Origin of the sequence: Vibrio azureus, from assembly GCF_002849855.1 — a bacterium.
Taxonomy (GTDB): Bacteria; Pseudomonadota; Gammaproteobacteria; order Enterobacterales; family Vibrionaceae; genus Vibrio; species Vibrio azureus.
The window spans coordinates 1,158,993-1,184,340 of record NZ_CP018617.1; the positions used below are offsets into that span (position 1 = coordinate 1,158,993).

The 25,348-nt window shown below is 38.9% G+C and carries 22 protein-coding genes and 2 pseudogenes; 9 read left to right on the forward strand and 15 right to left on the reverse strand.

The window, feature by feature from the left end; translation table 11 throughout:
• Positions 1-268 precede the first annotated feature (268 nt).
• From BS333_RS18935 to BS333_RS18945, 3 genes are all read left to right on the forward strand, one after another.
• Positions 269-568, forward strand: coding sequence for an isoamylase early set domain-containing protein (locus BS333_RS18935; protein WP_021711812.1), 300 nt, complete (start codon positions 269-271; stop codon positions 566-568).
• Positions 569-912: 344 nt separating this feature from the next.
• A complete protein-coding gene (locus BS333_RS18940) occupies positions 913-2,562 on the forward strand; it encodes a phosphoethanolamine transferase (protein WP_021711811.1) in 1,650 nt (549 codons plus the stop codon).
• Between the two features lie 265 nt (positions 2,563-2,827).
• Positions 2,828-3,259: a YccF domain-containing protein gene (locus BS333_RS18945; RefSeq protein WP_033004542.1), complete on the forward strand. Its 432-nt coding sequence runs from the start codon at positions 2,828-2,830 to the stop codon at positions 3,257-3,259.
• A 151-nt stretch (positions 3,260-3,410) separates the two neighbouring features.
• On the opposite strand, the gene BS333_RS18950 is transcribed toward BS333_RS18945, so the two are convergent.
• The gene (locus BS333_RS18950) at positions 3,411-4,286 is read right to left on the reverse strand and encodes a LysR family transcriptional regulator (RefSeq protein WP_021711809.1); all 876 of its coding nucleotides are present in this window, start codon (positions 4,284-4,286) and stop codon (positions 3,411-3,413) included.
• 789 nt (positions 4,287-5,075) lie between these two features.
• On the opposite strand from BS333_RS18950, the gene BS333_RS18955 reads away from it, so the two are divergent.
• A complete protein-coding gene (locus tag BS333_RS18955) occupies positions 5,076-5,369 on the forward strand; it encodes an ArsR/SmtB family transcription factor (protein ID WP_021711583.1) in 294 nt (97 codons plus the stop codon).
• 380 nt (positions 5,370-5,749) lie between these two features.
• Positions 5,750-6,202 carry a fimbrial protein gene (locus BS333_RS18960; protein WP_021711582.1) on the forward strand — a complete coding sequence of 151 codons (453 nt, stop codon included), beginning with the start codon at positions 5,750-5,752 and terminating at the stop codon, positions 6,200-6,202.
• A gap of 176 nt (positions 6,203-6,378) precedes the next feature.
• Here the strand turns inward: BS333_RS18960 and BS333_RS18965 are convergent, their stop codons facing one another.
• The 6 genes from BS333_RS18965 to BS333_RS18990 all read right to left on the reverse strand — a co-directional run bounded on the left by BS333_RS18965 (position 6,379) and on the right by BS333_RS18990 (position 13,427).
• On the reverse strand, positions 6,379-6,783 hold the full coding sequence (locus tag BS333_RS18965; protein WP_021711581.1) for a putative signal transducing protein: 405 nt from the start codon (positions 6,781-6,783) through the stop codon (positions 6,379-6,381).
• Positions 6,784-7,429: 646 nt separating this feature from the next.
• Complete coding sequence (locus BS333_RS18970; RefSeq protein WP_021711580.1) at positions 7,430-9,187, reverse strand: leucine-rich repeat domain-containing protein; 1,758 nt, start codon at positions 9,185-9,187, stop codon at positions 7,430-7,432.
• A gap of 550 nt (positions 9,188-9,737) precedes the next feature.
• Positions 9,738-11,153: a BspA family leucine-rich repeat surface protein gene (locus BS333_RS18975; protein ID WP_021711579.1), complete on the reverse strand. Its 1,416-nt coding sequence runs from the start codon at positions 11,151-11,153 to the stop codon at positions 9,738-9,740.
• A gap of 26 nt (positions 11,154-11,179) precedes the next feature.
• A complete protein-coding gene (locus BS333_RS18980) occupies positions 11,180-11,617 on the reverse strand; it encodes a BspA family leucine-rich repeat surface protein (protein WP_021711578.1) in 438 nt (145 codons plus the stop codon).
• A gap of 596 nt (positions 11,618-12,213) precedes the next feature.
• Positions 12,214-12,687, reverse strand: coding sequence for a type III secretion system chaperone family protein (locus tag BS333_RS18985; RefSeq protein ID WP_021711577.1), 474 nt, complete (start codon positions 12,685-12,687; stop codon positions 12,214-12,216).
• Positions 12,688-12,713: 26 nt separating this feature from the next.
• Entirely contained in the window at positions 12,714-13,427 is a 714-nt protein-coding gene (locus BS333_RS18990) for a hypothetical protein (RefSeq protein ID WP_021711576.1), read from the reverse strand.
• 325 nt (positions 13,428-13,752) lie between these two features.
• Between BS333_RS18990 and BS333_RS18995 the strand changes: the two genes are divergently transcribed.
• On the forward strand, positions 13,753-14,475 hold the full coding sequence (locus tag BS333_RS18995; RefSeq protein WP_021711575.1) for a ZmpA/ZmpB/ZmpC family metallo-endopeptidase-related protein: 723 nt from the start codon (positions 13,753-13,755) through the stop codon (positions 14,473-14,475).
• On the forward strand, positions 14,465-14,755 hold the full coding sequence (locus BS333_RS22365) for a hypothetical protein (RefSeq protein WP_021711574.1): 291 nt from the start codon (positions 14,465-14,467) through the stop codon (positions 14,753-14,755). Before BS333_RS18995 ends, BS333_RS22365 begins: the two co-directional genes overlap by 11 nt.
• A gap of 224 nt (positions 14,756-14,979) precedes the next feature.
• On the opposite strand, the gene BS333_RS19000 is transcribed toward BS333_RS22365, so the two are convergent.
• The 6 genes from BS333_RS19000 to BS333_RS19030 all read right to left on the reverse strand — a co-directional run bounded on the left by BS333_RS19000 (position 14,980) and on the right by BS333_RS19030 (position 21,793).
• The gene (locus BS333_RS19000) at positions 14,980-15,369 is read right to left on the reverse strand and encodes a hypothetical protein (protein ID WP_021711573.1); all 390 of its coding nucleotides are present in this window, start codon (positions 15,367-15,369) and stop codon (positions 14,980-14,982) included.
• A gap of 86 nt (positions 15,370-15,455) precedes the next feature.
• The gene (locus BS333_RS19005; protein ID WP_021711572.1) at positions 15,456-16,562 is read right to left on the reverse strand and encodes a hypothetical protein; all 1,107 of its coding nucleotides are present in this window, start codon (positions 16,560-16,562) and stop codon (positions 15,456-15,458) included.
• 1,157 nt (positions 16,563-17,719) lie between these two features.
• Positions 17,720-18,583: an HNH endonuclease gene (locus tag BS333_RS19015; RefSeq protein ID WP_021711571.1), complete on the reverse strand. Its 864-nt coding sequence runs from the start codon at positions 18,581-18,583 to the stop codon at positions 17,720-17,722.
• A 233-nt stretch (positions 18,584-18,816) separates the two neighbouring features.
• Entirely contained in the window at positions 18,817-20,007 is a 1,191-nt protein-coding gene (locus BS333_RS19020; RefSeq protein WP_021711570.1) for a BspA family leucine-rich repeat surface protein, read from the reverse strand.
• Between the two features lie 26 nt (positions 20,008-20,033).
• On the reverse strand, positions 20,034-20,471 hold the full coding sequence (locus BS333_RS19025) for a BspA family leucine-rich repeat surface protein (protein ID WP_021711569.1): 438 nt from the start codon (positions 20,469-20,471) through the stop codon (positions 20,034-20,036).
• A gap of 566 nt (positions 20,472-21,037) precedes the next feature.
• Complete coding sequence (locus BS333_RS19030) at positions 21,038-21,793, reverse strand: hypothetical protein (RefSeq protein WP_021711568.1); 756 nt, start codon at positions 21,791-21,793, stop codon at positions 21,038-21,040.
• Between the two features lie 173 nt (positions 21,794-21,966).
• Between BS333_RS19030 and BS333_RS19035 the strand changes: the two are divergent.
• Positions 21,967-22,836 (forward strand): annotated as a pseudogene (locus tag BS333_RS19035) (phage portal protein); the annotation flags it as partial.
• Between the two features lie 539 nt (positions 22,837-23,375).
• On the opposite strand, the gene BS333_RS19045 reads toward BS333_RS19035, so the two are convergent.
• Positions 23,376-23,768 (reverse strand): hypothetical protein, encoded by a 393-nt coding sequence (locus BS333_RS19045; protein ID WP_021711565.1) that lies wholly within the window; start codon positions 23,766-23,768, stop codon positions 23,376-23,378.
• Between the two features lie 973 nt (positions 23,769-24,741).
• Here BS333_RS19045 and BS333_RS19055 point away from each other — a divergent pair.
• A pseudogene (locus BS333_RS19055) lies at positions 24,742-24,992 on the forward strand (Ogr/Delta-like zinc finger protein).
• Here BS333_RS19055 and BS333_RS19060 read toward each other — a convergent pair.
• A complete protein-coding gene (locus BS333_RS19060; RefSeq protein ID WP_021710426.1) occupies positions 24,987-25,205 on the reverse strand; it encodes a hypothetical protein in 219 nt (72 codons plus the stop codon). The pseudogene BS333_RS19055 and the gene BS333_RS19060 sit on opposite strands and share 6 nt — an antisense overlap.
• Positions 25,206-25,348 lie beyond the last annotated feature (143 nt).

Consider the following 25,348-nt stretch of genomic DNA (forward strand, 5'->3'; position numbering starts at 1 on the left):
CAAAAGGCGGCATTGAAGTCGCCTTTTATTTTCTCTCCAATTTATACACGGCACAAAGACTCAGATCACTCGAGAGTATCGCTTCAACAAGTCTAATCTAACAATATCTCACTTGATTATGCTCGCCTAGGAACCAAAAAATCATTAAATACGTATAAAAAGCGTTCAATCAGCACACCTTTTACCGTCCGAAGTTCTAATAAACTTGAAATGACTATGAAACCTAAGTAATAGTTAGATGTATTTTTATACAAACAAGGAAAGATTCATGTTGAAAAAGAGATTTTTTAAGACCAAAGATGAAGTGGAAGTGACATTTGAGCTAGAAAAAAGCCACTGGAACACCATTCAAATCGCGGGAGACTTTAACAACTGGCAACCTGAGCCGATGAAACTGGTTAAGAAAAGTGGTCAATTTAAGTTTAAGACTCGCTTACCCAAAGCAAAAAACGTCCAATTTCGCTACCTTTTTGACAACGAACAATGGGATAATGATCCGCAAGCAGATGCGTATATCCCCAACGGATATGGAGAAGACAACAGCGTCGTTTGTACTCGGCAACCATAGTTAAATATTAGTACAGTAAAACTTGTATATATTTTATAACAAATAAGGCTTCATTTACGATATGGGGCTTTATTTGATTTATCAGATAATTCATTATCTTAAGAAAAATCAAAAAGTTCATTATTTCACTCATTAATTTGAGTCATTTGATATTAAAAATTTTTAGTCATAATAATTGACAATGCCCTACATTGAATTCAATATAAGTTACTTCTACCATAACGTGGTTCGCTATAGTCTGCCAAAAGTAATATTTTAATGAGAACACACTGCCTATGTGCAGTTATTTTTATTTTTTCGCTTAAGACAACAATGCTTCCAACTTTATCGAATAAAGCTTTCTTATGAAACAGATTAAACTCTTTCCAAAAGGTGTCTCTTATATCACCTTTACTATGCTGCTTGCTTTATATTACACATTAGTTGTTAATGTCCCTATCTATAAAGAACTCGTACAAATTCTTTCGGCTTTAGATACTGTCAAAATAGGGTTTGTGATTACCATTCCTATCTTTTTCTTTGCCGCATTAAATTTTCTGTTTAACTTATTTTCTTGGCCTTGGATTACCAAACCTTTTTTTATTTTACTATTAATTACTTCAAGCTTAGTAAGTTATGGCGGCTATAACTACGGAACTCTCTTCGATACAGATATGATTACCAATATCGTAGAAACGGATTCCAGTGAGGCCAGCTCTTACCTCAGTACATACTCCGTATTGTGGACGCTCTTTATGGGCATTATCCCTGCTTTACTCGTTTTTAAAGTAAAGTTAAAGCCAATAAGTGGGAAATGGTTAAAATTCGGACTCACTAAAGTCTTTTCTATGCTGGTATCTTTAGTTGTTGTGGCTATCATCGCCTTATTTTATTACCAAGATTATGCTTCTGTCGGTCGCAACAATAGCTACCTCAAGAAAATCATTATTCCAACTCAATATGTTTACTCGACATATCATTTTATCAAAGATACTTATTTCACTACGCCAGAGCCATACCGAGAAATAGGACTGGATGCACAGCAATCAACTTCAGCCCTTCAACAAGCTGAGCAAAAGCCTACATTATTAGTTATTGTCGTTGGAGAAACCGCTCGATCTCAAAATTATCAATTAAATGGCTACCCACGAGAAACGAATCCTTATACCAGCCAACTTGATGTGATTTCATTTGTAGATGTTGCTTCTTGCGGTACGGCAACGGCAGTATCAGTTCCATGTATGTTTTCTCAGCTCACTAGAAGAGAATTTGAGCGCAGTGTCGCGGATAACCAAGACAATGCTCTAGATATCATGCAACGTGCTGGCATTGACCTCTTATGGAAAGAGAATGATGGTGGTGACAAAGACGTAGCACACAAAATCAAGAAAGTTGAAATTGACCGTAAACGTAAAGATGAACTGTGTAACGGAAGTACCTGTTTTGATATGGCGCTACTTGAAAACTTCGACAATGACGTTGCTAAGCTAAAAGGCAACAAAGTGATAGCCTTGCACCTTATTGGCAGCCACGGCCCAACTTATTTCCAGCGTTACCCAAAAGATAAAGCCTTTTTCCAGCCAGATTGCCCTCGTGCTGACATAGAAAACTGCTCTGATAAAGCCATTGTCAACACTTACGACAATACCATTCGTTATACAGACTTTGTTCTCTCTCAAACCATTGAGCAGCTTAAGTCTTTGGAAGATCGATACAATACTGCCATGATTTATGTCTCCGACCATGGTGAATCGTTAGGAGAAAATGGCGTCTTCCTACATGGATTGCCTTATGGGTTGGCACCAGACTTTCAAAAGCGCGTACCACTGATCACTTGGATGTCAGCGGGCTTCCAGAAGACTAAAGGCATCAATAATGACTGCCTGAAACAAAAGGCCAAAATGACGGGAACTCACTCACATGATAACGTTTTCCACTCTTTGCTCGGCCTCATGGATGTAGAAACAACGGCTCGCGATGAAAGGATGGATATCTTCAGTTCTTGCCGACAGTAGTCTAATCTTTTCCGGCTATCTTGGGGCTTTTATGCGAAGCCTCGAGATAGCGATTAACCTCCCAATCGCGGTATATCCCCTCAAAGCTTAAAGCCTTCACATTTGTCCAGCTATAGGGGCATACCAAATCTCCTTGTCCAGATTAAAGCGACTCTGTCAATCATTCATCCAAGGTTCAGATTCTTGTGACATACTGTATTCAATGTCGAAAAATAGATGGGTTTATACCCAATCAGTACATATACAGCAAAGAAAGGTTTTTTTGATGAGAACTCTCGGTAACATAATCTGGTTTGTTTTTGGTGGTATTTTTATGGGGCTGCTATGGTGGTTTTTTGGCCTGCTAGCGTTTATCAGTATCATTGGCATTCCCTGGGGACGGGCTTGCTTTGTGATAGGTACCTTTTCGTTTTTTCCATTTGGTAAAGAAGCGATCTCAAGAGATGAGCTGACCAATGAAACGGACATCGGTACAAGTCCGTTAGGCACCATTGGTAACGTAATTTGGTTTGTGTTTGCTGGTATATGGCTTGCTTTTGGCCACCTTATTTCCGCAGCAGCTTGTTTTGTGACGATTATTGGGATTCCATTTGCTTTACAGCATTTAAAATTAGCTTGGATCTCATTAGCCCCGATCGGCAAAACTATCGTATCTACGGAAGAAGCCGCCGTTGCTCGTTACAGTATCAAACGTTAACGTCTAGGGCTCAAACGGCCATTATTCCCAATCAACGGGTATAGTGGCCTGTTCATTAGAGTGTGGCCTGTTAGCAAAAAGGTCCTGCTATTTCGCTTCATTTTCTTCCTGAATTCGACTCAGTGCCATCGCCCTGAATCAAGCGCCTGGGTCACTTGAGTATAACTGTATCGGTCAGTACTCCCTTCGTTCGAGATTCAATCGCTTGGATGGCCATTTTGACAGTCATCGGTACTTGAGCATGATAAGGGTGCAACAGATAAATTGGGCAAGGCTTGGATCTTTCAACATTAGTGACCGCTTGCAAATGTTCATTATTCTCCAGCATAAACTCAGGAATAATACCCACTCCTAGCCCAACCTCTAATAAACTCATGACATCAAATACGGTGTTCGCCTTATGGCCGATCTTGAATGTAACCGTTGTGTTATCACTTTCTCTTGAGGAAGTATGCATAATCGGTTCAACCTGCCAATCATGCGCAATATAAGGCGCAGTTTGCCAATCCCCGACAAATGTCGAAGAATGACAGAGTACATCATAAAACTCACCGACTTTGCGCTGTTTCAAGTTCGAATCACCGGATGTGCCAACTCGAACCGCCAAGTCAATATCTCGTTCTACAATATCAACATGTTGATCATCACTGATAAGGTTCAACTGCACCTCTGGATAATCAGCAAAGACTTGTGTTAGCGCAGGAAGTACGATGGCACGCATCAATGCATGTGACGCTGTAACATTAATTCTACCTGTTGGTACTTGTTTTAGTTCAGTCGCTTCTAGCCAGGCACTTTCAGCCTGTTTGGTCATTTGGGCACATTGCATATAGAAACGTTCACCCGCAGATGTTAAAGACTGCTTTCTGGTTGTGCGTTTTAATAAGCATGTATCTAACTCATATTCCAGTTGTTTTAACGCAGAACTCAATACGGATTTTGATAAGTCCAGTTTTTCTGCCGCTTTTGTAATGGATCCACTCTCTACAATATGAACAAACAGGGACATCAATCGTAACTTGTTCATTTTACCTATTATCCTTAGCTTTTAATTAGTGGCTCAATACCTGAGTTCTCTCAAGATACTTATGAGTCTATTTTTGTTTAATTTTAACTTCATGATTGAACGATAGCCAATGAAAACCTAGGTCTCTCTCAGCTATATACCCAAGTAACCTCAAGATACTGTGTTCAGCGAGATGACCTTATCTCTCAGGCGCGGCAACGATTCGAAGATATAGTCGTTCTACATTGAGAATCGTTAACAAAGTCTGAGAGTTAAGGTCGCTCGCCCTTTGGGAGCGTGTCACTGAGCCGACTTCTTGCGTCAGACAACCGTTCTTCTTACAAAAATAAGAAAGAGCCTGCTATTCCCCTTCGTTGTCTTCCTTGAATTCGACTCAGTGACCTCGCTCTGAATCAAGCATCTTGAGGTCACTTAGGTATATTAGATTTTCCTCATCATTCATTCACTAATGAAAAATATTACCTAAGTCAACATCAATATATGATGCCTTATCAAAATGACAAATTTACGACCATTGTTAATAGAAACCACCTCCAAGCAGCCTCAAGATGCCTAATTTGGCTCAGCAGATACAAATCATAAGATAAAAAAGACTCACTATTGAATTATTTAAAAACATATCGTTTTGTAAAAAATTAAAAATCACTAAGTATATATCTTATATACAGTTTTGTATTTTACTGAGAGTAAAGACATTTTTCATTAAATATGCATTTGTTATTTGCCATTATTTGACAGTTTTATTATCATCCTAACAGATTAAACAATCCAATATACATAAGAGAAACAATGAAACTTGAATCAGTTGCAAAGGCACTAAAAGAATTAGGCCATCCTACACGTTTGAATATCTATAAAGAAGTTGTAAAGTCAGGTACCCAAGGCATTGCTGTAGGCGGTGTACAAAATAAGCTTGGTATCCCAGCCTCTACCCTCTCCCACCATATCTCAAGCCTCTCTTCCGCTGGCCTAATAAGTCAGCGTCGAGAGGGTAGAACTTTATGCTGTATTGCTGATGACAACTGCTTAGATGCTGTGATCGGCTTTTTACGCTCTGAGTGTTTAGCAGGAAACACACTTTAAGGATTTTACTTCTTCTCTTCTTTAATACGAGCGTGCCATTTAAGGTACGCTTCACTCTTTATCCAGCCTGTTTACTCATTATGGCCTTTGATGAGCAAATATCAGCGTTAAAACTGGCTAAAAACTATTTTCAACTCGATGAACCCCTTCACTCCAAGATTACATACACAATAGCAATTAAAACTCACTGAAATCATTTTCAACAGAAATAATCCAGCAAGAAAACGCAAGCACAATGTCAATTCTTTCATTTTTAGCTGACATTTTGCTGTCATTTGGCTGACCACCTATTGACTAAACACTCACCAATATGGAGAATGAACCATCTCTTTTATAAAAAATGTCAAGAAAGTTTCAGGGATTTGAAAGCGGTGTGTGTTATGAAAAATAAAACGATCAAAAAATTGCTGACAGTAACATTAGTTACTTCAACATTGTTCAGCCCAGTAACTTTAGCTAACCCGACTTCTGGGAAAATTCACTTTTCAGGTTCTGTTATCCATAAACCGTGTGGTATTAACACTGCATCATCTCAGCAGGTGATCACTTTGAATACAGAAAATGGTGAAGCGCAGCGTATTAATATCCCTTTAATTAACTGCCAACAAACCGATTCTGATGCTCAAAGATTTAGTGTTACCCTAAACAGTACTTCCGAAGCGATCAAACTGTATGATTCAGCTCATAAAGCTATCAGGCTAGGTCAAGGCAACGATGAAGCCTCTTTTAATGCTCAAAAAAAACAGAGCCTTCAGCTATTTGCTCAGACAAAATTAACAAAGCTCAAAAGTAATCACTCAAGCTCATCGACTCTGTTGCTTTCTTACTTCTAGCTTTTCATAAACAACTTTTTGACGTCGAAGTACTAGTACATAGCACACTCATACTCAAGTAACCTCAGGATGATGCGTTCAGCGAGAAGCCCTTTGGGAGCGTGTCACTTAGGTATCTTACTACTCGTTTAGCTGCTTAATTCATCATGCTAAACGAGTGTTCCTACATATCCCTATCAAAGCTTTTCACTAAACTCCCCGCACTGGTTGCACTTATATCCCTGTTTATAGAAAAATAGCGGAAAACCTAATAATATAAACACCACAAAAGCCGGACGTTTTCCTTTTGTATGTGGTGAGAGATCATCGCTCCCGCAAGCTGGACATACATCATCTAGCTCCTCATCTACTTCAATCTCACTATGCACATATTGTGAAAAATCGGTATTTAATATTTGCTGAGCTAATTGGGCATTTTCTTCGCAAACCAATAAGCGGACTCCTCCCATCGCATTTGAGTAAAGCCATTGAGTATTGATCGTATGCTCATCCGCGATAAAACACTCAATTCCAGCAGACTCTAAATTAGATTTCGCCATTTGTGCTTCATGGGGAAATGAAAATCTCGCAACCACTACCATATATCCTTCCCTAACAATCGTTTAAATACTCCTTAAACATTAACAAAAACAATCAATACAAAACAAGTTGCTTATAAAGTAAATGCTGTTAATGTTAAAAAGTGAACCGTATCGACAAGTAAACTCAGGTACTCTATTTGAAGAATTTTTACTGTTATGCCTGATGATCCGCATAGCCTTTTCTATTTGGCTCAGATTTTTATGAAGTTTTCGGCGATTGTGCCAAATACTTCACCTCTTTAAACTATTATATGATCACTGACTGACGCCTCTTATGGCACCTCATCCCCTCTAAACTCTTAAAGTATGCGAGTATTGCCCCTATAGCATGGGCAATTTTTAGCGATATGAAGATCAAAACCAAGTAAATGATGCAAGTGTCATTTTCAGCTCAATGTTTGATTTGACTCGAATCAGAAAGGACACATGTTGGTATTACGTCGTGCTAACAGTATGCTGTTCATACCACATGGGGAGTGGTATTTCACTTTCGCTTGCAACTTCAAAGGCTGCCATCCGGTAGCCTTTTCTTTTAAAGGTAGCCTTTTCTTTTAAATATACTTTTGTTCATTCAACTCTGGCTTAAAAGTTAACTAACTCGAACATCAGGAGCCTCACCGAGAGTGAGGCTATATTTAAAGGTACCTTATTGACTTTTCATACATTGGATTATTTCTGTTTGATCGACATGATTTTGTTCCGCATAGCTCGCCGTTAAACACCCTGTATAAAAAATAAAAGCGTTTTTCAGTGCATCTTTGCTATCAAAGTCAGCCTTTTTCTTTTTGATTTCGCGTGACAATAATGACTGGCAGGCCTTGTTATAAGGCTCAAGTTTTTGTTCACACTGATTCGTGCTCTCGAACCCTAAGCAGTGCTGAAATGCGGCTTCTTTACAAATATAGCTCGAACCTTTGCTAAAGAGGTTTTGTAAGACCACAGCCTCCTTGATTGAGGCAAGCTCTTTGGGATCATCCAGATTGACTAGCTGAAAAGCTTTTTTTGCTAATACACTATCGCGATAAAGTATCTCGAGTTGCCAACGGCCGGATACTAATTCATTTTTATCGCCGAAATACCACAACGCAAGGTTCTGATCGTGCTTGAACATGGTATCAGGCCACGTAGATTCAGTGAACCCTTTACCTGTTTCAGGGTCAACGATTTCTGGATGCGTCATCCGAACGGTAATTGGGAATTGTTTAGTTTTGGTAAGGTTAGTCTCGCCCTGTTTATTTTTAGGCAACGTCACTGAGTATCGAAAGCCAATGTATTGCCCAAGTTCTGGCATCACGATTTGCGTTGGAGTTACTGTGTACTCTTTGCCCACTTGCGTGATTAAGCCCCCTTCAATAATGCTGACACGAGGAGACAGTAGATTTGAAATATCTTTCTCTTCGCTTGCTTGCGACGTTGTCGTTAGAGCAGCAGCATAGGGTGACCCCTCTACTGAAAATAGGTCAAACTCATGATCTTTAGGCAATGCAATATCATAAAGTGGGTTGTTAAATGCGGTGAGCTTCTTCAAGGTTAATTGTTGAGTCAGGTCCAGTTTGGTCAATTTATTATTGTTAAGCTCGAGTGACACCAAGTTAGGAATTTTGCCCAGTTGGAGCTCACTCAAATGGTTATAGTCGGCTTTAACTTCTTGCAATTGTTTCTGTTGACTGAGGTCCAAACGGGTAAGCTTATTGTTGCGCACGTTAAGCTGTTTAAGATTCACATTTTTAGCTAAATCAAGCTGTTGTAACTGGTTTGATTGAAGGGATAAATGCGATAGTTTTGGATTATGGCTTAAGTCGATCGTAGTTAGGCTGCCACTGCCTAAAAAGAGCGTTGTGAGTTCAGGGTTTTGGCTAACGTCGAGCTGCGTTAGTTTGTGGGCACTGAATCCAAGATCACTTAACCTTGATAAATGACGAACGTCTATCTCTGCAATAGGCATCTTATAGGCGTAGAACATTTTTAACTTATTGTTTTTAGTAATATTAATCTGTGTCAGTTTATTTTTTGAAATATTTAGTATTTCCAGCTCTGGGTTATAAGAGAGGTCGATATCTGTCAATTGGTTGTTTGCCAAAATCAAGCGTTTGAGCTTTGGGTTATATTTCGTATCGATGCTCTGAATATTGTTATTTAGAAGAATCAGGTGTTCTAACTCCGAGAAAAATTTGATTTCTTCCACAGAGCTAATGTTATTATCAGTGCAGTTTAGCTCTGTGAGAGCAGTTGGCGAGTATGCTTCGTAACCCGAAAAGCATTCAGCAAAATTAGGATCGACGAACTCGATTTCACCAATCGTATTTGGTGTTGGCATGCTGGCACAACCAGAGAGAAGTACAATGCTTGTTGCGGCTGAAATTTTACTTATCCATGCGATATTATCTACCACTGACACTTTCATTGATGAATCCTTTTTAAGTATTTATTTGCTTTAAGCGTTCAATTTTCTTGCCCTTAACGGATGTGATTTTGACAATCAACAGAGCAGAAGCAGTCTACGCAACTTTTCCGAACAAAGCTTTAGGTAAACCAACGTAATTATTAGCTTTTTTATCTAAATTCTGCAGACAATGTTTTTTGTAGAGCATTTAGAAATGGCTAACACCGATTGAAACGCACTCGTCCATAAGCCAACGGAGTGACATTATTAGAGTTCAGAGCGACTATAGCTATAAATCGTTACCGCGCTTGATAGTTTGACCAAAACTCATTGTCCAAACATGCCGTAGAACTTAATAAAACCAACACAAATCATAATAAAAACAATAGGTTAATTTAAATCACATGTATATAAAAACAGTTAAAAATGACAATTTACACCCATAAATAACGCTGTTTTACAATGACCGCCGCCATTTTTGCCGCCACTTTTTGAGAGTGACTCAACCAACAAAAAAGCCAGCGTTGAATCCATCAACACTGGCCTTTGTTTAGTTGAACCGAAACGGGAATCAGTCTACAAAATATGGCATGTGTTCATCAGTCAGAGCACTGCCCCACGGAAAGCCAACATAATTCTTTACTTTGCTCACATTCCAGTTAGTTAAGTCTTGGTTAAAGGCTATGGCATTTCTGAACATTCCTGACATATCCGTCACTATTGATGTATCCCAACCACCTATATCTTGGTTAAAGGCTTTTGCTTCTCTGAACATTACTGACATATCAATCACTATCGATGTATCCCAGCCACCTATATCTTGGTTAAAGGCTATGGCATGACTGAACATTCCTGACATGTCCGTCACTATCGATGTATCCCAACCACCTATATCTTGATTAAAGGTTGATGCCGAGTGAAACATGCGATCCATACCCCTCACATTAGATGTATCCCAATCACCTATATCTTGGTTAAAGGCTTCGGCTGAATAAAACATCTCCATCATATCATCAACATTTGATGTATCCCAATCACCTATATCTTGGTTGAAGGCATATGCATTTTTGAACATAAGTGACATATCCGTCACTATCGATGTATCCCAATCACCTATATCTTGGTTGAAGGCATATGCATTTTCGAACATAAATGACATATCCGTCACTCTCGATGTATCCCAATCACCTATATCTTGGTTGAAGGCTTGAGCACCATCAAACATATCTTGCATATTCGTTACATTCGATGTGTCCCAATGACCTATATCTTGGTTAAAGGCTTTAGCACCATCAAACATATCTTGCATCATCGTTACATTCGATGTATCCCAATGACCTATATTTTGGTTAAACACCTCTGCTCCGGAGAACATCCTTGGCATATACTTCACATTGGACGTATCCCAGTACCCGATATCTTGGTTAAAGGCTTTTGCGTTTAAGAACATCGATGACATCCCCAACACATTCGATGTATCCCAGTGGCCTATATCTTGGTTAAAAGCTTCAGCATCATGAAACATATTACCCATTTGCATGACGCTGGATGTATTCCAGTGGCCTATATCTTGGTTAAAAGCTTTAGCTCCAAGAAACATTTGTCCCATATCTCTCACACTCGATGTATCCCAATAACCTATATCTTGGTTAAAAGCTTTGGCGTATTGAAACATCCCCAACATACCCGTCACATTCGACGTATCCCAATCACTGATATCGGCATTAAACGTTTCACGATATATAAATACAGAACTCATGGACGTTACCTGGGTGGTACAAAATCGAATTTTCCCTTGCTCTAGCGTATCTAGCATCGTCTCGTTTCTTATTAGGGTGTTATCCACCACCACATAAACTTGCCCGTTTTCAAGCATCACGGAGTTAACAGGTTGGTCAGGGCATTTTACTGAGATATCTACAGCAAATGCGGTTTGGCTAGCGAGCGCAGCAGCGCCTACTAGAAGAGAAGTTATGGTTCTTTTCATTGTATTTTCCTAGGGTTGAATAGACGTTATTGCGTAAAAGTTGGAAGGCTATCTTCAGACAAGCCACTGCCTTTAGCGAAGTCGGTATGACGAGAGACGCGCTTGACGTCCCAGTGGGTTAAGTCTTGGTCAAAGCGCTTGGCGCCGGAGAACATGCGGTCCATATTGGTCACACGAGAGGTGTCCCAACGACTGATGTCCTGATTGAAGTATTGGTCTTTAGCAAACAGGTCACTCATGTCTGTTACGTGACTGGTGCAGAGTTGAATGTTGCCATCCAGAAAGTTTTGCCAATAGTCTGAATTGCGGATTAACTTGTCATTGACGATGACAAAGATTTCATCATTTTCAATCATCACCGTTCCGGGCGTTTTGGAATCACAAGTGATGGTTTCTTGCTCTGAAGCGAAAAGAGGCCCACTGGCTAAGAGTGCAGCCGTGAGCATCAGCGATTTTAATTGCATGGGAGAGATTCATTATTAACAATAGGAGATATTATTGTATTAATAAGCCAGACTTATATCACTTCAACATATAACATAGCCACCACAAATTAATTAATACTTGAATGCACCTCAAACTAAATACCACTTTTAATTACACAAAAAACACTAATAAACCATTTATTGTGTTGTTTGATGATTAGAATTAAATTACATTTTAACGATAAAATAGAGCCACAAATATTCTTATTACCTAAAAGAATGTGCTTACTTTTATCTATTATTAATTACCCTCCATTTAATTTACTAATCAGCCTGTGTTTTTATCTCAATACATTATTTAATTAGGATATATTTCATTAGTACTATCAAATGTTAGTTAGCCCAGTTTTAACAGATAGAATATTCCCCTGCAGAACTCCCAGCGTCAACCGTGACCTGAGCATTTTGCGTGATTTCGTCTATCACTGCATGGGCAATCGGTCTCAAACCTTCTCGCTTGTACTTTTATAAACAAAAAAGCCAGTGCTGAATCAATCAACACTGGCTTTTGTTGAGCTAAACCAATAAGGGAATCAGTTTAACTTTTAAAAATAGAGCGAAAATTAAACAGTCATTCAGACTCTAATGTTACTTGAGCTGAAAGACTGAGTAGTAGGTGTTGTTTCCTGTTCTTGTCCAGTAGCATCATTACCTAATAGAAGCTCATCCCATTCATGTGCTTTCTCAAGTAACTCTGCCAACGTTTCCTGAATCAAACCAGAACGATAATCAACTAACCTGACAGTGGTGAAAACAGATGCCTGTTCAGTACCTGCAAAAATACCGATGCCGGGTTCGCCACGAAGAGGTCCCATAGCATACTCCGCAAACAACGAGAAAAACGACTTAGGGACCTGACTCGGAATAGGCACTGTTGTCGTTACAGATATGGCTAACTCCTGCAAGACGGTATTACCGACTATATTGACAACGTAAGGGGGCCCCTCGGGGCTCGCTGCTGAATGAACTTTAAAACAGCAGACTTGGTTCTCATCAAAACTCAGCTGTTCAACGGCCAATTCAGCGAGTATTTTTTTATATATATCCACGCTAATTATTCCTGTTAATCCTCTATTTACATACCGAGTTGTAAATCTTGGTTCTTTTGTTGATTAAATGGCGCTATGAACTGAGCATTAAATTCCGCATTCACTCTATAACTGAGTTTTTCACTTTGATTTCTTAGCTCAATCAGTTTCTTTTGATCACCAGCTAAAGCTGGGGCTTGCTGTAAATACTCATCGGTCAGACGACTAAAAATGGCATCTTTACCAACGATAAAGCTAGAGAAATTTTGCTTTATGAACTCTAGTGCTCCACTATCCATATTTTCTAGGCCTAAACGTGCCTTGTTGGCATCCGTGACATCGTCGAATGTTGCTGTCGAAGGATCGGTGCCAGGTTTTAAATATTGGGCGTCATTCTTAAAATCACTGGTTGTTTGGCTAAAGGCTACTTTCACTAAGTTGTGTACAGGGATGCCATCTGTTAATTGTTTTTGCACTTCTGTTTTTATCTGATTAGCTCTGGTCGTAAATGCGCTCTCATTCTTATTGGCAGCTCTGCTGAAAAAATCAACGACAGCGTTTCTAATTCGTCCTGCCTTTGATAAATGTCCTAAATCCCGAGTTGCAGAAACTTGACCACTCCCATCTACGGTAATGGTGTAATCTTTACCTGTACCTAAGTTAAGGTGAAATCTCTGTTCTTCACCCGAATTTACTTTATCAAACTGTAAGTTATTACTAATCGCATTGGTAATTGCGGGGTTAACACCACTAATCGACATTTAATTCTTCCCTACTGCAAGGTTAACTTCATTTGTACGTACCTTAGCCTTAAATTAAAACGATTGTTACCAGTAACGGCCGAGCTATTTTAGAATCGATAAAAGATGACAAACATCAATATACCCAGCCTCTACAGTGAAGTACTGGTACTTTTATTACTCCTGTATGACATCAATCGAACCTTTTAAAAAGTCCTCCCTCAACCAACTATAGACAACAAAGCTCACAAAAAATATCTTAGTTCAGTTAATTATTTTACATATTTGCCAGACACATATAGATTCACCTAGAAAATACAATACAAGGCTTAGATGGAAAATACTTATGTTGAAAAGAGCACTTTTATTAACTGGTTTTGTGTCTTTAGGCGCTTCAGCCTCACCTCTTCAGATCGAGAGCTGTGAACAGTTGCTCAATCTTGCAGACAAAACCAACTCTGACTACGTTTTAATTCAAGACATTGATTGCTCTGGATTCGTTCATACCGAGCCCAAATCGTTTGCAGGCAACTTCGATGGTAATGATTACGCGATATCAAACTTAACAATTTCAGCAACGAAAGGTGATGTGGGATTATTTTCCAGAATTAATGCAGGGGAAATCAAGAATCTAACTATCAGTAATTTCCAAATTAATACCCAAGATAAGAAAGCTAAGACAGTTGGGGCTTTGGCCGGGTTACTAAACGGCGGGATTATTCAAAATGTTACAATCACTGAATCATCAATCTCAAACGCTCTCGGCGATTGGGCCATCGGTTTGCTTGTCGGTAGGGCCGATAACGCGATGCTGAAAGACATTACTGTTCAGCATAGTTCTTTAAGCACATCCACTGACTCTCGTAAAGTTGGTGGCGTATCAGGGTGGTTAATAGAGGGGGCTGGCGCAAACAATATAAAGATTAATGACGTTCAAATAACTGTAAAAAATAGCCGCTTTAATTACGTTGGTGGGATATTTGGAAACGTACACAAAACACCACTTACTTTGCTTGAAATCGCAGATAGCTCAGTTAAAAGAAATGATTTAGGAAAAAGTGGCCCATAACGGACTTTTAGTAGGGCAACTAGATAAATCATCCATCAAAGAAGGCAGCGTCGTAAACGTTGTCCATAATCTAGTTCTTGGTAAGTACAACGGTGTCGCAGCTGGTGTAGTAATCCAGCCTCAGGGTGATGAATTCGTACTAGAAAACATCTCTCATAACGATATAGAAAGCTCCCTACAATGGCACTATGTCGATCGAAATGAAACATACAGAACTCAAAACCTGTACCTAGATTTAAGTAACGAGTCAACGTTACCGCCACCAGTGTGCCGCTTCTAAATACTGTATAAACCCTAACCATAATTTAGTACCATAAATCTATCATTTCGATAGGTTTATGGTGTTATCTAGACGCCTCTCGACCTGTTATCATTTTCTGTGGGGTAATTTTAGTTGACCAGTAAAGAAGTGATAATGCACCAAACTTTAATTAAAATATTTATGCATAAAGTAAGGCGCCCAATGAGCGCCTCAGAGACCTCTTTAACTCTTGCAGTCAACCTTTAAAATTCGACTACTTTAGTAACCTCTTTTTGAGGAGGAAGTTTGATAAACTCATACCATTCGGTAAGGATTTTTAAAAAGATCGTTGTCGAGATAAATTGATTGTAGGAAACATCAAAATTGAAAGAGATTTCCGTACGCTCTCTACCAATTTCTGCATAAAATGTTTCGGTATGTATCTCTCCTTTGTCAATTTGGCCTTCAATAACTTTCTTAGTCTCTTCAATTCCATTTTTAGTTCTTTCGAGCACTTCCGCAAATCCCAATCCACCATCATCCGTTAAAACACCGACTAATGGGTCACAGTTTTCAAAAGCAGGTGTATCGTTAACACCATAAGCGAATGGTTCATCGAAGAATTCAAACTCCCAATAAAATTTAATTTTCATAACTTACTATCTTATTTTAATAGAAAATAATAACAATGATTATCACTGAACAATGAGTTGCAAAGAAGCCTGTCTTTTGAACAATATTAGTAGCGTAACATCGTTGTCATACTTTGAGCCCAACCTTTGTATAGGTTGCGACCGCTGGGATTGTTCTCTTTGTAGAAGTTATCTGCATTAATTGCACCTGTGTGCTGTAAATCCATGTTGTGGCCCATTTCGTGAATGAAGATTCGAGCTAGGTGATCAATTTTTGCATCTTCATTAATAGTGCTAGCATCGTACTTAGCCCATTGTGACATAGTAAAGTGAACCTTTTGTGTGTATTTAATGTAACTCATACCCCAGAAATTCTGTGTGTCAACGGTAGGTGATACTGTCGCAGTAATCCAACCTGTTCTGCCATAGTTTGAACCATAAGTCTCTAATAGAGGCCATAGGTTTTTCTTCCCAAGATTCTGGTTGCTGTTGCCTGTTAAGCGTGATACCTCTTTGATTACGAACCCATAACCGTTGGGAGCATACAGGTTCAGTTTTTTATTGAATTTAGCTAACCAGTTGGGGTTACCAAAATGAAGGTAGTCTGCACTATTTAAAGAAAGCAAACGCAAATGTACTGGAATATACTTAGTACTTAGTGCTGCTGCGGTTTCTACTTTGTATGGAGATGGGCTAATAGTATTTAAAACATCCCAAAATTGCATTTGTGCTTGGCGAACTGAACGAGAAAAGCGTTGATACTTTTTCCCCTTATATTGCACAGTTATACCGATACTGACATTATCAGCCGAGTAACCAGAGATGTAATGCGTCACTTTCATATCATGTCCAAGACAGCCATTTTTTAAGCCCCGGATGTTACAATATCCATCATAAAGATAGAAAAGTACGTAACCAAAACTACGATCTGCACCATTGGCAGCCCTACCGTTATGATGCCACCATAAGTAGCTTGCATCACCGAAGAACCACGTTTCATTGCCAGTCTGTTTACGGCCCTTAGTCCAAATCCATGAGAATGCACGAGTCGAACGATTAACAGCATACTCGAACTTACTCCGCACAGAGGTCGCCAACTTTGGGAATGTTTCAATATCCTTATATAAAAGATCGTCTGTCGTTTTGGTGGCGAAAGCCCCAGTTGATAACAGTAATGTCGTCATTAATATGACAAGCTTTTGGTTAAACTTCATATTATTTCCTTTCCTTATTTCGTTTCTAATCAAAATCATTTTATTTATAGGTTACAATTATATCACTCCAGTGTCTTTCATAATTATTGTTATTTAAACAGTTTCCAAGCCAATTCAAATTAAATAAAGAAATTAACTACAATAGTGATATTAATAAACAAAACTCCATATTAAATAATTTCACCATAGGTATTTAAAATTGAGAAAAATTCAACTTAAATATTCATTTCACCTAAAGATAATCATTTTTTTTCAGCCAAATTATTACTTATTTACCGCTAGATTCACTAATCAGCCTGTATTTTTCAAAAGATCTAACGTTTACGGGGTAAGAAACGGTCGATTAGATTCAATGGCTCAACGCTAACCGTTGATGAAGATGAAATGATTGATAGAGTTGCACTGGTCATGGAAAAATAATTGCTGTATCTATCTGTTAAGAATCCTCGCAGCTAGGTAGATAGCAGGTAGCAGGTAGCAGTCGGATCTTACTAAGTTATGGTTTCTCTGCCATTTTAATTATAAAAAACCTATCAATAGTCTTTAACTCTGTGTTAAAGACCATTGATTTTTAAGGTAGTATTGGTTTTTATCTAATTGTAAAAAACAGCCAAAAAGATCATCTAACTGTGAAGCGCATACTTAAAAATCTATTACTCTCTATACCATACTGGCCGTTACTGCTATTACTCAAAGAATAGTATACACTTTTGGTTATACCCATTACTTTCATTTCAATATTAACTCTATGCTTCGTGTTTTCGATTTATAGTGCTTATCAAAGAATTTGGAGATGGTTTTGGATGTATTTTATTACATTATCTTCTTTATTATTGGTTTATCTAACATTACCTTATGCTTAGTAAGCTAAAGGTAATACAGGCGTACAGGATTTTACCAACACCAGGTAAACTGAGACGAAAGTAGTAGCGACTTCCAAGACTAGGGGGTATGTATTGATACGGATAATACTGAAAGTTAAATTTGCAACACCTGCTGGTTTTGTAATAACCAGCACTTTGAAAGATTAAACGTAAGGCAGTGATAAAGTTTATAAAAGGCAACGTGACCAAAAGCCTAATTTGGTCACTATATATATTGGAGCAGGCTCAATATATAATTTTTTAATGTGCCTGCTCTTTAATATAACTAGAGCTCTATTTTAAGACATTCAGCCTGTGGTAACTGAGATATTCTTGTTGCTGCTCAGAGAACTTGCCATAGCTGCCTCGTTCAATGGACCAAGCTTTTAATACTTCGATATTTAACTTTTTGCTCACTATCATTTCACCATTATTTTCAAAGCTGATATAGCCTTTATCAAATAGATGATCCACATGAGGAGCAAGGAGAAGACCATTGTTACCATCAAGTCGTTCTCTATTATCTGATTTCGACCAAGGCTTTATGTGACTAGCAATTAGGTGATTCTTAAATGAAATGCCTGTCACTCTACAACATGGTTCAATTTGCTCTATCCGACTTCGAAAGAGACCTTGGCCCCTTCTGGCTTTTACAAGCTGATTCCTATCTGTTTCACCTATAGACTTGTCATTTAAGAGTTGGTATTCAATGGCGTCTGAGGTCATGGTCTTTTCTGTAGCCTCAGCAAAACCATCAATGATATCTTCAGCTTCACTACCAATGATTTCAATAATCTTTGATGCGAGGTTAATCGGTACTACAAACAAGTATGCTTGGTTGCCATTACCATTCTCTTGCAGTGGTGAATACTTCTCAGGTAGTAATGGGCGAATAAAATCTATGTGACTCTTTGGTCGAACTTTGTTGTTTACCAAATGATATTCAAGATCAATTTTCCAGCCATCATTAGACCAATCATCCCCTGCAGAACCAAATTCAGCCGGTTTTGTATATGAGTAAGCATGTGAACGCGCAATACCAACGGATAAGATCAACCCTTTTACAAAGGAGAAGATAACATCACCAGGCCTAACAAGCGTCATATTATTATAGAAATGGCTCTGCGTACCATTTCTGTTTTCTTTTGGGGACCACATATAGCCGCCCTCAAACTAACAAAAACAACACAAAAAACAATAAAAACATGTAGTTAATTAAATTTGCATGTATATAAAAACAGTTAAAAATGACAATTTACACCCATAAATAACGCTGTTTTACAATGAACGCCGCCACTTTGCCGCCACTTTTTGAGAGTGACTCAACCAACAAAAAAGCCAGCACTGAATCCATCAACACTGGCTTTTGTTTAGTTAAATCGATGAGAGGGTTAGTCTACAAAATACGGCAGTTGTTCTTCAGTCAAAGCACTGTCTTTGGCAAAGTCAGTATGCTCCAGTACCCTGCTCACGTTCCAATTGGTTAGATCTTGGTTAAATGCAGAAGCATTAGAAAACATCTCTTTCATATTTCGCACACTCAATGTATTCCAATTACCAATATCTTGGTTAAATACTTTTGCCCCAGAAAACATATTATCCATTGAATCTACTTGTGAAGTATACCAATTGCCAATGTCTTGGTTAAATTTTTCTGCGCCAGAAAACATCTTGCTCATAATCCATACTCTTGATGTATCCCAATGTCCTATGTCTTGATTAAAAACTCGTGCTTTGTAAAACATCGAAGCCATGTTCGTCACATTCGATGTATCCCAATTCCCAATTTTTTGGTCGAATGCGTGTGCTTCCCTGAACATACTTTGCATAAGCTCCACATTAGACGTATCCCAATTACCAATATTTTGATTGAACGCGTATGCTTGCCAGAACATCGTAGTCATATCCTGAACTCTTGATGTATCCCAATGACCGATATCTTGATTAAAGGATTCTGCCTTTCTAAACATATCCCTCATATTAGTTACATTAGACGTATCCCAATGACCAATATTTTGATTAAACGCGTATGCGCTCCAGAACACCGACCTCATATCCAGAACACTTGATGTATCCCAATAACCTATATCTTGGTTAAATACCCATGCAGAACTGAACATAAAATCCATTCTTTGAACACTTGATGTATTCCAATAGCCTATATCTTGGTTAAATGAATATGCCCAAGAGAACATAGAACTCATATCTGTAACATTAGATGTGTCCCAATGTCCTATGTCTTGATTAAAAACTCGTGCTTTGTAAAACATCCAAGCCATGTTCGTCACATTTGATGTATCCCAATCACTAATATCTGTATTAAAAGAAACTCGGTCATAAAACACTCTACTCATATCCGTCACCTGTGTGGTGCACAAGCGGATATGACCTTGCTCTAAATTATCTAACAAAGTCTTATTTTTAATTAGAGCATTATCCACCACGACATAAACCTTGCCATTCTCAAACATCACTGAGTTAACGGCTTGGTCAGGGCACTTTATTGAGATATCAGCAGCAAATGCGGTTTGGCTAGCGAGCGCGGCGGCGCCTACTAGAAGAGAAGTTATGGTTCTTTTCATTGTATATTCCTAGGGTTGAATAGACGTTATTGTGTAAAAGTTGGAAGGCTATCTTCAGACAAGCCACTGCCTTTGGCGAAGTCGGCATGACGAGAGACGCGCTTAACGTCCCAGTGGGTTAAGTCTTGGTCGAAGCGCTTGGCGCCGGAGAACATGCGGTCCATATTGGTCACACGAGAGGTGTCCCAACGGCTGATGTCCTGATTGAAGTATTGATCTTTAGCAAACAGGTCACTCATGTCTGTTACGTGAGTGGTGCAGAGTTGAATGTTGCCATCCAGAAAGTTTTGCCAATAGTCTGAATTGCGGATTAACTTGTCATTGACGATGACAAAGATTTCATCATTTTCAATCATCACCGTTCCGGGCGTTTTGGAATCACAAGTGATGGTTTCTTGCTCTGAAGCGAAAAGAGGCCCACTGGCTAAGAGTGCAGCCGAGAGCATCAGCGATTTTAATTGCATGGGAGAGATTCATTATTAACAACAGGGGATATTATTGTATTAATAAGCCAGACTTATATCACTTCAACATATAACATAGTCACCACAAATTAATTAATACTTGAATGCACCTCAAACTAAACACCACTTTTAATTACACAACAAACACTAATAAACCATTTATTGTGTTGTTTGATGATTAGAATTAAATTATATTTTAACGACAAAATAGAGCCACAAATATTCTTATTACCTAAAAGAATGTGCTTACTTTTATCTATTATTAATTACCCTCCATTTAATTTACTAATCAGCCTGTGTTTTTACCTCAATACATTATTTAATTAGGATGTATTTCATTAGCACTATCAAATATTAGTTAGCCCAGTTTTAGAAGACGGAATATTCCCCTGCAGAACTCCCAGCATCAACCGTGACCTGAGCATTTTGCGTGATTTCATCTATAACTGCATGGGCAATCGGTCTCAAATCTTCTCGCTTGTACTTTTATAAACAAAAAAGCCAGTGCTGAATCAATCAACACTGGCTTTTTCACGTTAGAGCTACTTGATAGTTGCTTCACATGATTAGTTACTCGCTATAATGTTTATCTCTTCTGGTTTTGTCACTGTAAAACCATCGGCCATAATCAACTCAGCCCACTTTTCATACATTTTTAAATATACGAATTCAAAGAATTTGCGTGGATTTTTGATTTCCCATTCAATGGGTAGATAGTAATAGTCATCTGGATCATCTTCTAAAAGCGACTCAAAATTGTAATCACTATCCATTAAAGCTTCTTTTAATACCTCCATAATTTCCTTTTTATGTGCAGGAGAAAACTCTATCTCTATACAACCTGAAAATAGTCTGTCATCAAGAGCTGCAGCAAGCTGTTCAGGGTCATTTGGGTCAAATTGATTTAAAAACTCACCCAGTGAATCATCTCGGTCATATACATTAAAGCCGCCAAGGCAAAAAGCAGGAGTAGGATTAAAATCCATACTAGTTTCTGGATATTTTAAGTTCATTTTTTGCTCTGTATAAGGCTCTGAAGTAAATCTCCCCCACACACTATCAATAATGAACTCTTTTGCTTCTTCCCTACTTTCCGCATCAGTAACACAATATAATTCATTATCTAAAATATTGACTAAATCAATTTCTGGATCAACTAAAAGTTGCTTGATCTCTTTTTTTATGGTTTCCACTTCCTCAGAGGATTCACGCGTCCTTCTTAAAATTCTATCTATTGCTTCTTCATCTAATCCAACATCAACAGACATAAGAAAAAGGATTTTTGATACACTTGGGTAGTTACGCATTTTTTCATTTGTCACTTTTTATAACTCTCATATTACTTAACTGGGAAAGTTGTAATTGTTTCCCAAACATTAGTGCTTTCATTTAACCTCTAAAATGCTTGTACTTTTGTAAACAAAAAAGCCAGTACTGAATCTATCAACACTGGCCTTTGTTTAGTTAAACCAATGAGATAGTTAGTCTACAAAGGGAGCCGCCACTCGATAGAGCCGGCCTAAATAAACTGACCAGAGCCAACGCCTATCATGGCTCGATTTTAATGACTCGTCGCAACATGATCGCAGGTCGTTACCTTCAAGGCGGCATGCAAAAGCAGCAGATGCAATCCGCCGTTCACGACTTTTTAGAGTTCGGTGATACCGCCATTTTAAAACTGCGCAATTACTTTGGCCAAGTTGTCGGCCTTTGGCCCATCCCTTCCATCTATTTACGCAAACGCAAGAATGGCGATTTTGCCTTTTTAGAACGCGACAACAAACAGAAGAGTTACAAGAAAGAAGACATCATTTTCATCAAACAATATGATCCTGTTCAGCAAGTCTATGGCGGGCCAGATTACCTTGGTTGTGTTCAGTCGGCCTTGTTAAGCCAAGACTCGACCACCTTTCGTCGCCGCTACTACAAGAACGGCTTGCACATGGGCTTTATCTTCTACACCACCGACCCAAACCTAAGCAAAGAAGATGAAGAAGATCTCAAAGAAAAGATGGCCTCAAGCCGCGGCGTAGGCAATTTTCGTTCTATGTTCGTCAATATTCCCAACTGTAATGAGAAAGGGATCCAACTTATCCCCGTTGGTGACATTGCCACTAAGGATGAATACGAAAAAATTAAGAACGTGACCGCGCAAGAGGTGATCACAGGTCATCGCTTCCCCGTCGAGCTGGCCGCCATTATTCCCAATGGCGGCACGCGAGGCGACCCAATCAAATTTGATTATGTCTACTGCAAAAATGAAGTTATCCCAGCGTGTGAGATGTTCATGGACGCCGTAAACAGCGACCCAGAAGTGCCTAAAAGTCTGCATTTGGTCTTTAATCTTGAGAACGCCGCCAAGTAACTGCAGCGAAGTTTTTTGCAATTTTGTTTTACACTGTCTTATTGCCCTCAGCCCTTACAAAATAAGGGCTGACACCCCACCTAAGAGATCATCGAAAAAACACAAATGATCATCAAAAAAGTGACCTAAAATACACAGCTCATTTAATTTCAACAACTTAGTCAAACCAATCAGATCAACCCTGATCGTTAAAATTTCAATTTCTTGCAATTTTTTTGCACTCTTCGCAATTTTCTCTCGCCCTCTGTAAGCCATTCTCAGCGCCTTAACTATCCCCTATCCCCCGTGATTCCTAAAGGGTTCGCAGCAGGCTGGCGCCTTCCCTAGATAACCTAATTGCACTGAATAAAAGTTGCGAAAAAACGAGATCAAAAACGTCGCAGGTGGGGAGGAGGAGTGTATTTTCCGTGGGGTGCTTGTGCTTTAGGTGACCCAGTTCAGGATTGATGATGCACCAAACTTTAATTAAAATTTTTATGCATAAAGTAAGGCGCCCAAATGAGCGCCCCAAAACGTCTTTAACTTTTGCAACAAACCACTCAAACTTCAACTATTTTAGTGACACCCTTTTGAGGAGGAAGTTTGATAAACTCATACCATTCTGTAAGGATTGTTAAAAACATCGTTGTCGGAATAAATTGATTGTAAGAAACATCAAAGTTGAAATATATTTCCGTGCGATCTCTACCAATTTCTGCACAAAATGTTTCGGTATATATCTCTCCTTTTTCAAGTTGACCTTCAATGATTTTCTTAGTTTCTTCAATTCCATTTTTAGTTCTTTCGAGCACTTCCTCAAAGCCCAACCCACCATCGTCATATAAAACGCCTGCTAGGGGATCACAATTTTTAAATGCAGGGACATCGCAATAACTATAAGGAGCTAACCTTCTACCAAAAGCTATTAATCTCCAACCAAAATATACTTTCATTACTAACTCTCTTACTCTAAGGGGTAAACTGTTCGGTTAGGATCTAAATATCCCGTTACTATCACACCACTTTTGGTGATACCTTGCCACATTTCAAGGGCTCGCGGTAGCTTGGCGCCTTCCCTGGATAACCTAATTGCCCTGAATAAAAATTACGAAAAAACGAGATCAAAAACGTCGCAGGTGGGGAGGAGGAGTGTATTTTCCGTGGGGCGCTCGTGCTTTCGGTGGCTTGGTGGCAGGTATAGAAAAGCCACCGTGAGTGGTGGCTATTAGAAATCGGTATTAGCCGTTGCTATGGGTGATTAGTTAGAGACTTTTCCCAACCAATTTTTTGTACTTGTACATCTTCCATCATGATATAAGTACTGACACATATAACAACTTTTACTTGGCCATTAGATCTCTAATTTGCTTAGCATTTAGGTTGTGCTTATGAACACAATGATCACCAATAGCTATCGCCAATATCCAACAAAGAAGAGGACCAATGATTGTCCCAGCAGTAAAGAAAGCAACAAGACACAGAACGAGAGCTCCAGCTATTGAAGAATAGAACAGTCCCAATGGACCAAAGAAGAGTGTAAGTAAGAAAGATACTAACCTTGATTTTTCATTAAGATTCACTTTAAGCACCTAAATCAATTAAATTTCGCCAACCAATTACCGAAGAAATAAAATGGCTACTGGATTAATTGAATTCTACACTGAAAACTCTCAAACAATAAAGATCATTATGCATCTAAACGCCTAAAATTCACGGCTATTTCTAAACAGCATTTATACTCCAATAACATCAACTCACTTCACACAAGACAGAATACTTCTACCTAGCTAAACCGTTATGGCTAACCTGTGTAAGCACAGCAATTTAGAAGGACAAAAAGGCAGCCTCAAAAGCTGTATCACTGTATAAATGAACATGAATATCTAGTGCCATGACTCCATCATTTCGATAGGCTCATGGTGTTATATGAGAGTAATTTGCCCCGAATGTGGCGCGAAAGCCTGCATACAAAAATCAAACCGCATTTCAACGAGCTACAGCGATTTATATTGCAGTTGCAGCGACCCTGAATGCGGCCACACGTTCGTGATGAATCTGTCCTTCAGCCATACGCTTAGCCCTTCCGCTAAGACCACCACACAAATGGCCTTTAACCTGGTTAAAGCACTTGGCCCAGAGCAAAAAAAGAGCTGAAAAACCAGCTCTCAATACTATAAATTAAACCTTGGGCTTTCTGTTTCATCCGCCATCTGAATGATCATCTTCATGGCCTCTATCTTATTGCTATCAAGCTCGCCTTGATTGTCTGCAATCACCAATCCCATCAAATACACACCGACTTTTGCCCTGCTCTCAAGTTCGGTACTTAACGCGACCCCATCTACGATTAACTCTAATGCTTGTTGGAAAAGTTGGTTTTTATTAGACATGACAAGCCCTCCTTATGATGACATAGGCAACACACTGGATATACATACAGCTCCCTAGTGAGGATTATATCTTTTTAGGATCGTTTTATAAGCTCATCAATGTGGACTGGCTATCGTTTCAGCCTTCATAAAGCGTTCCCATT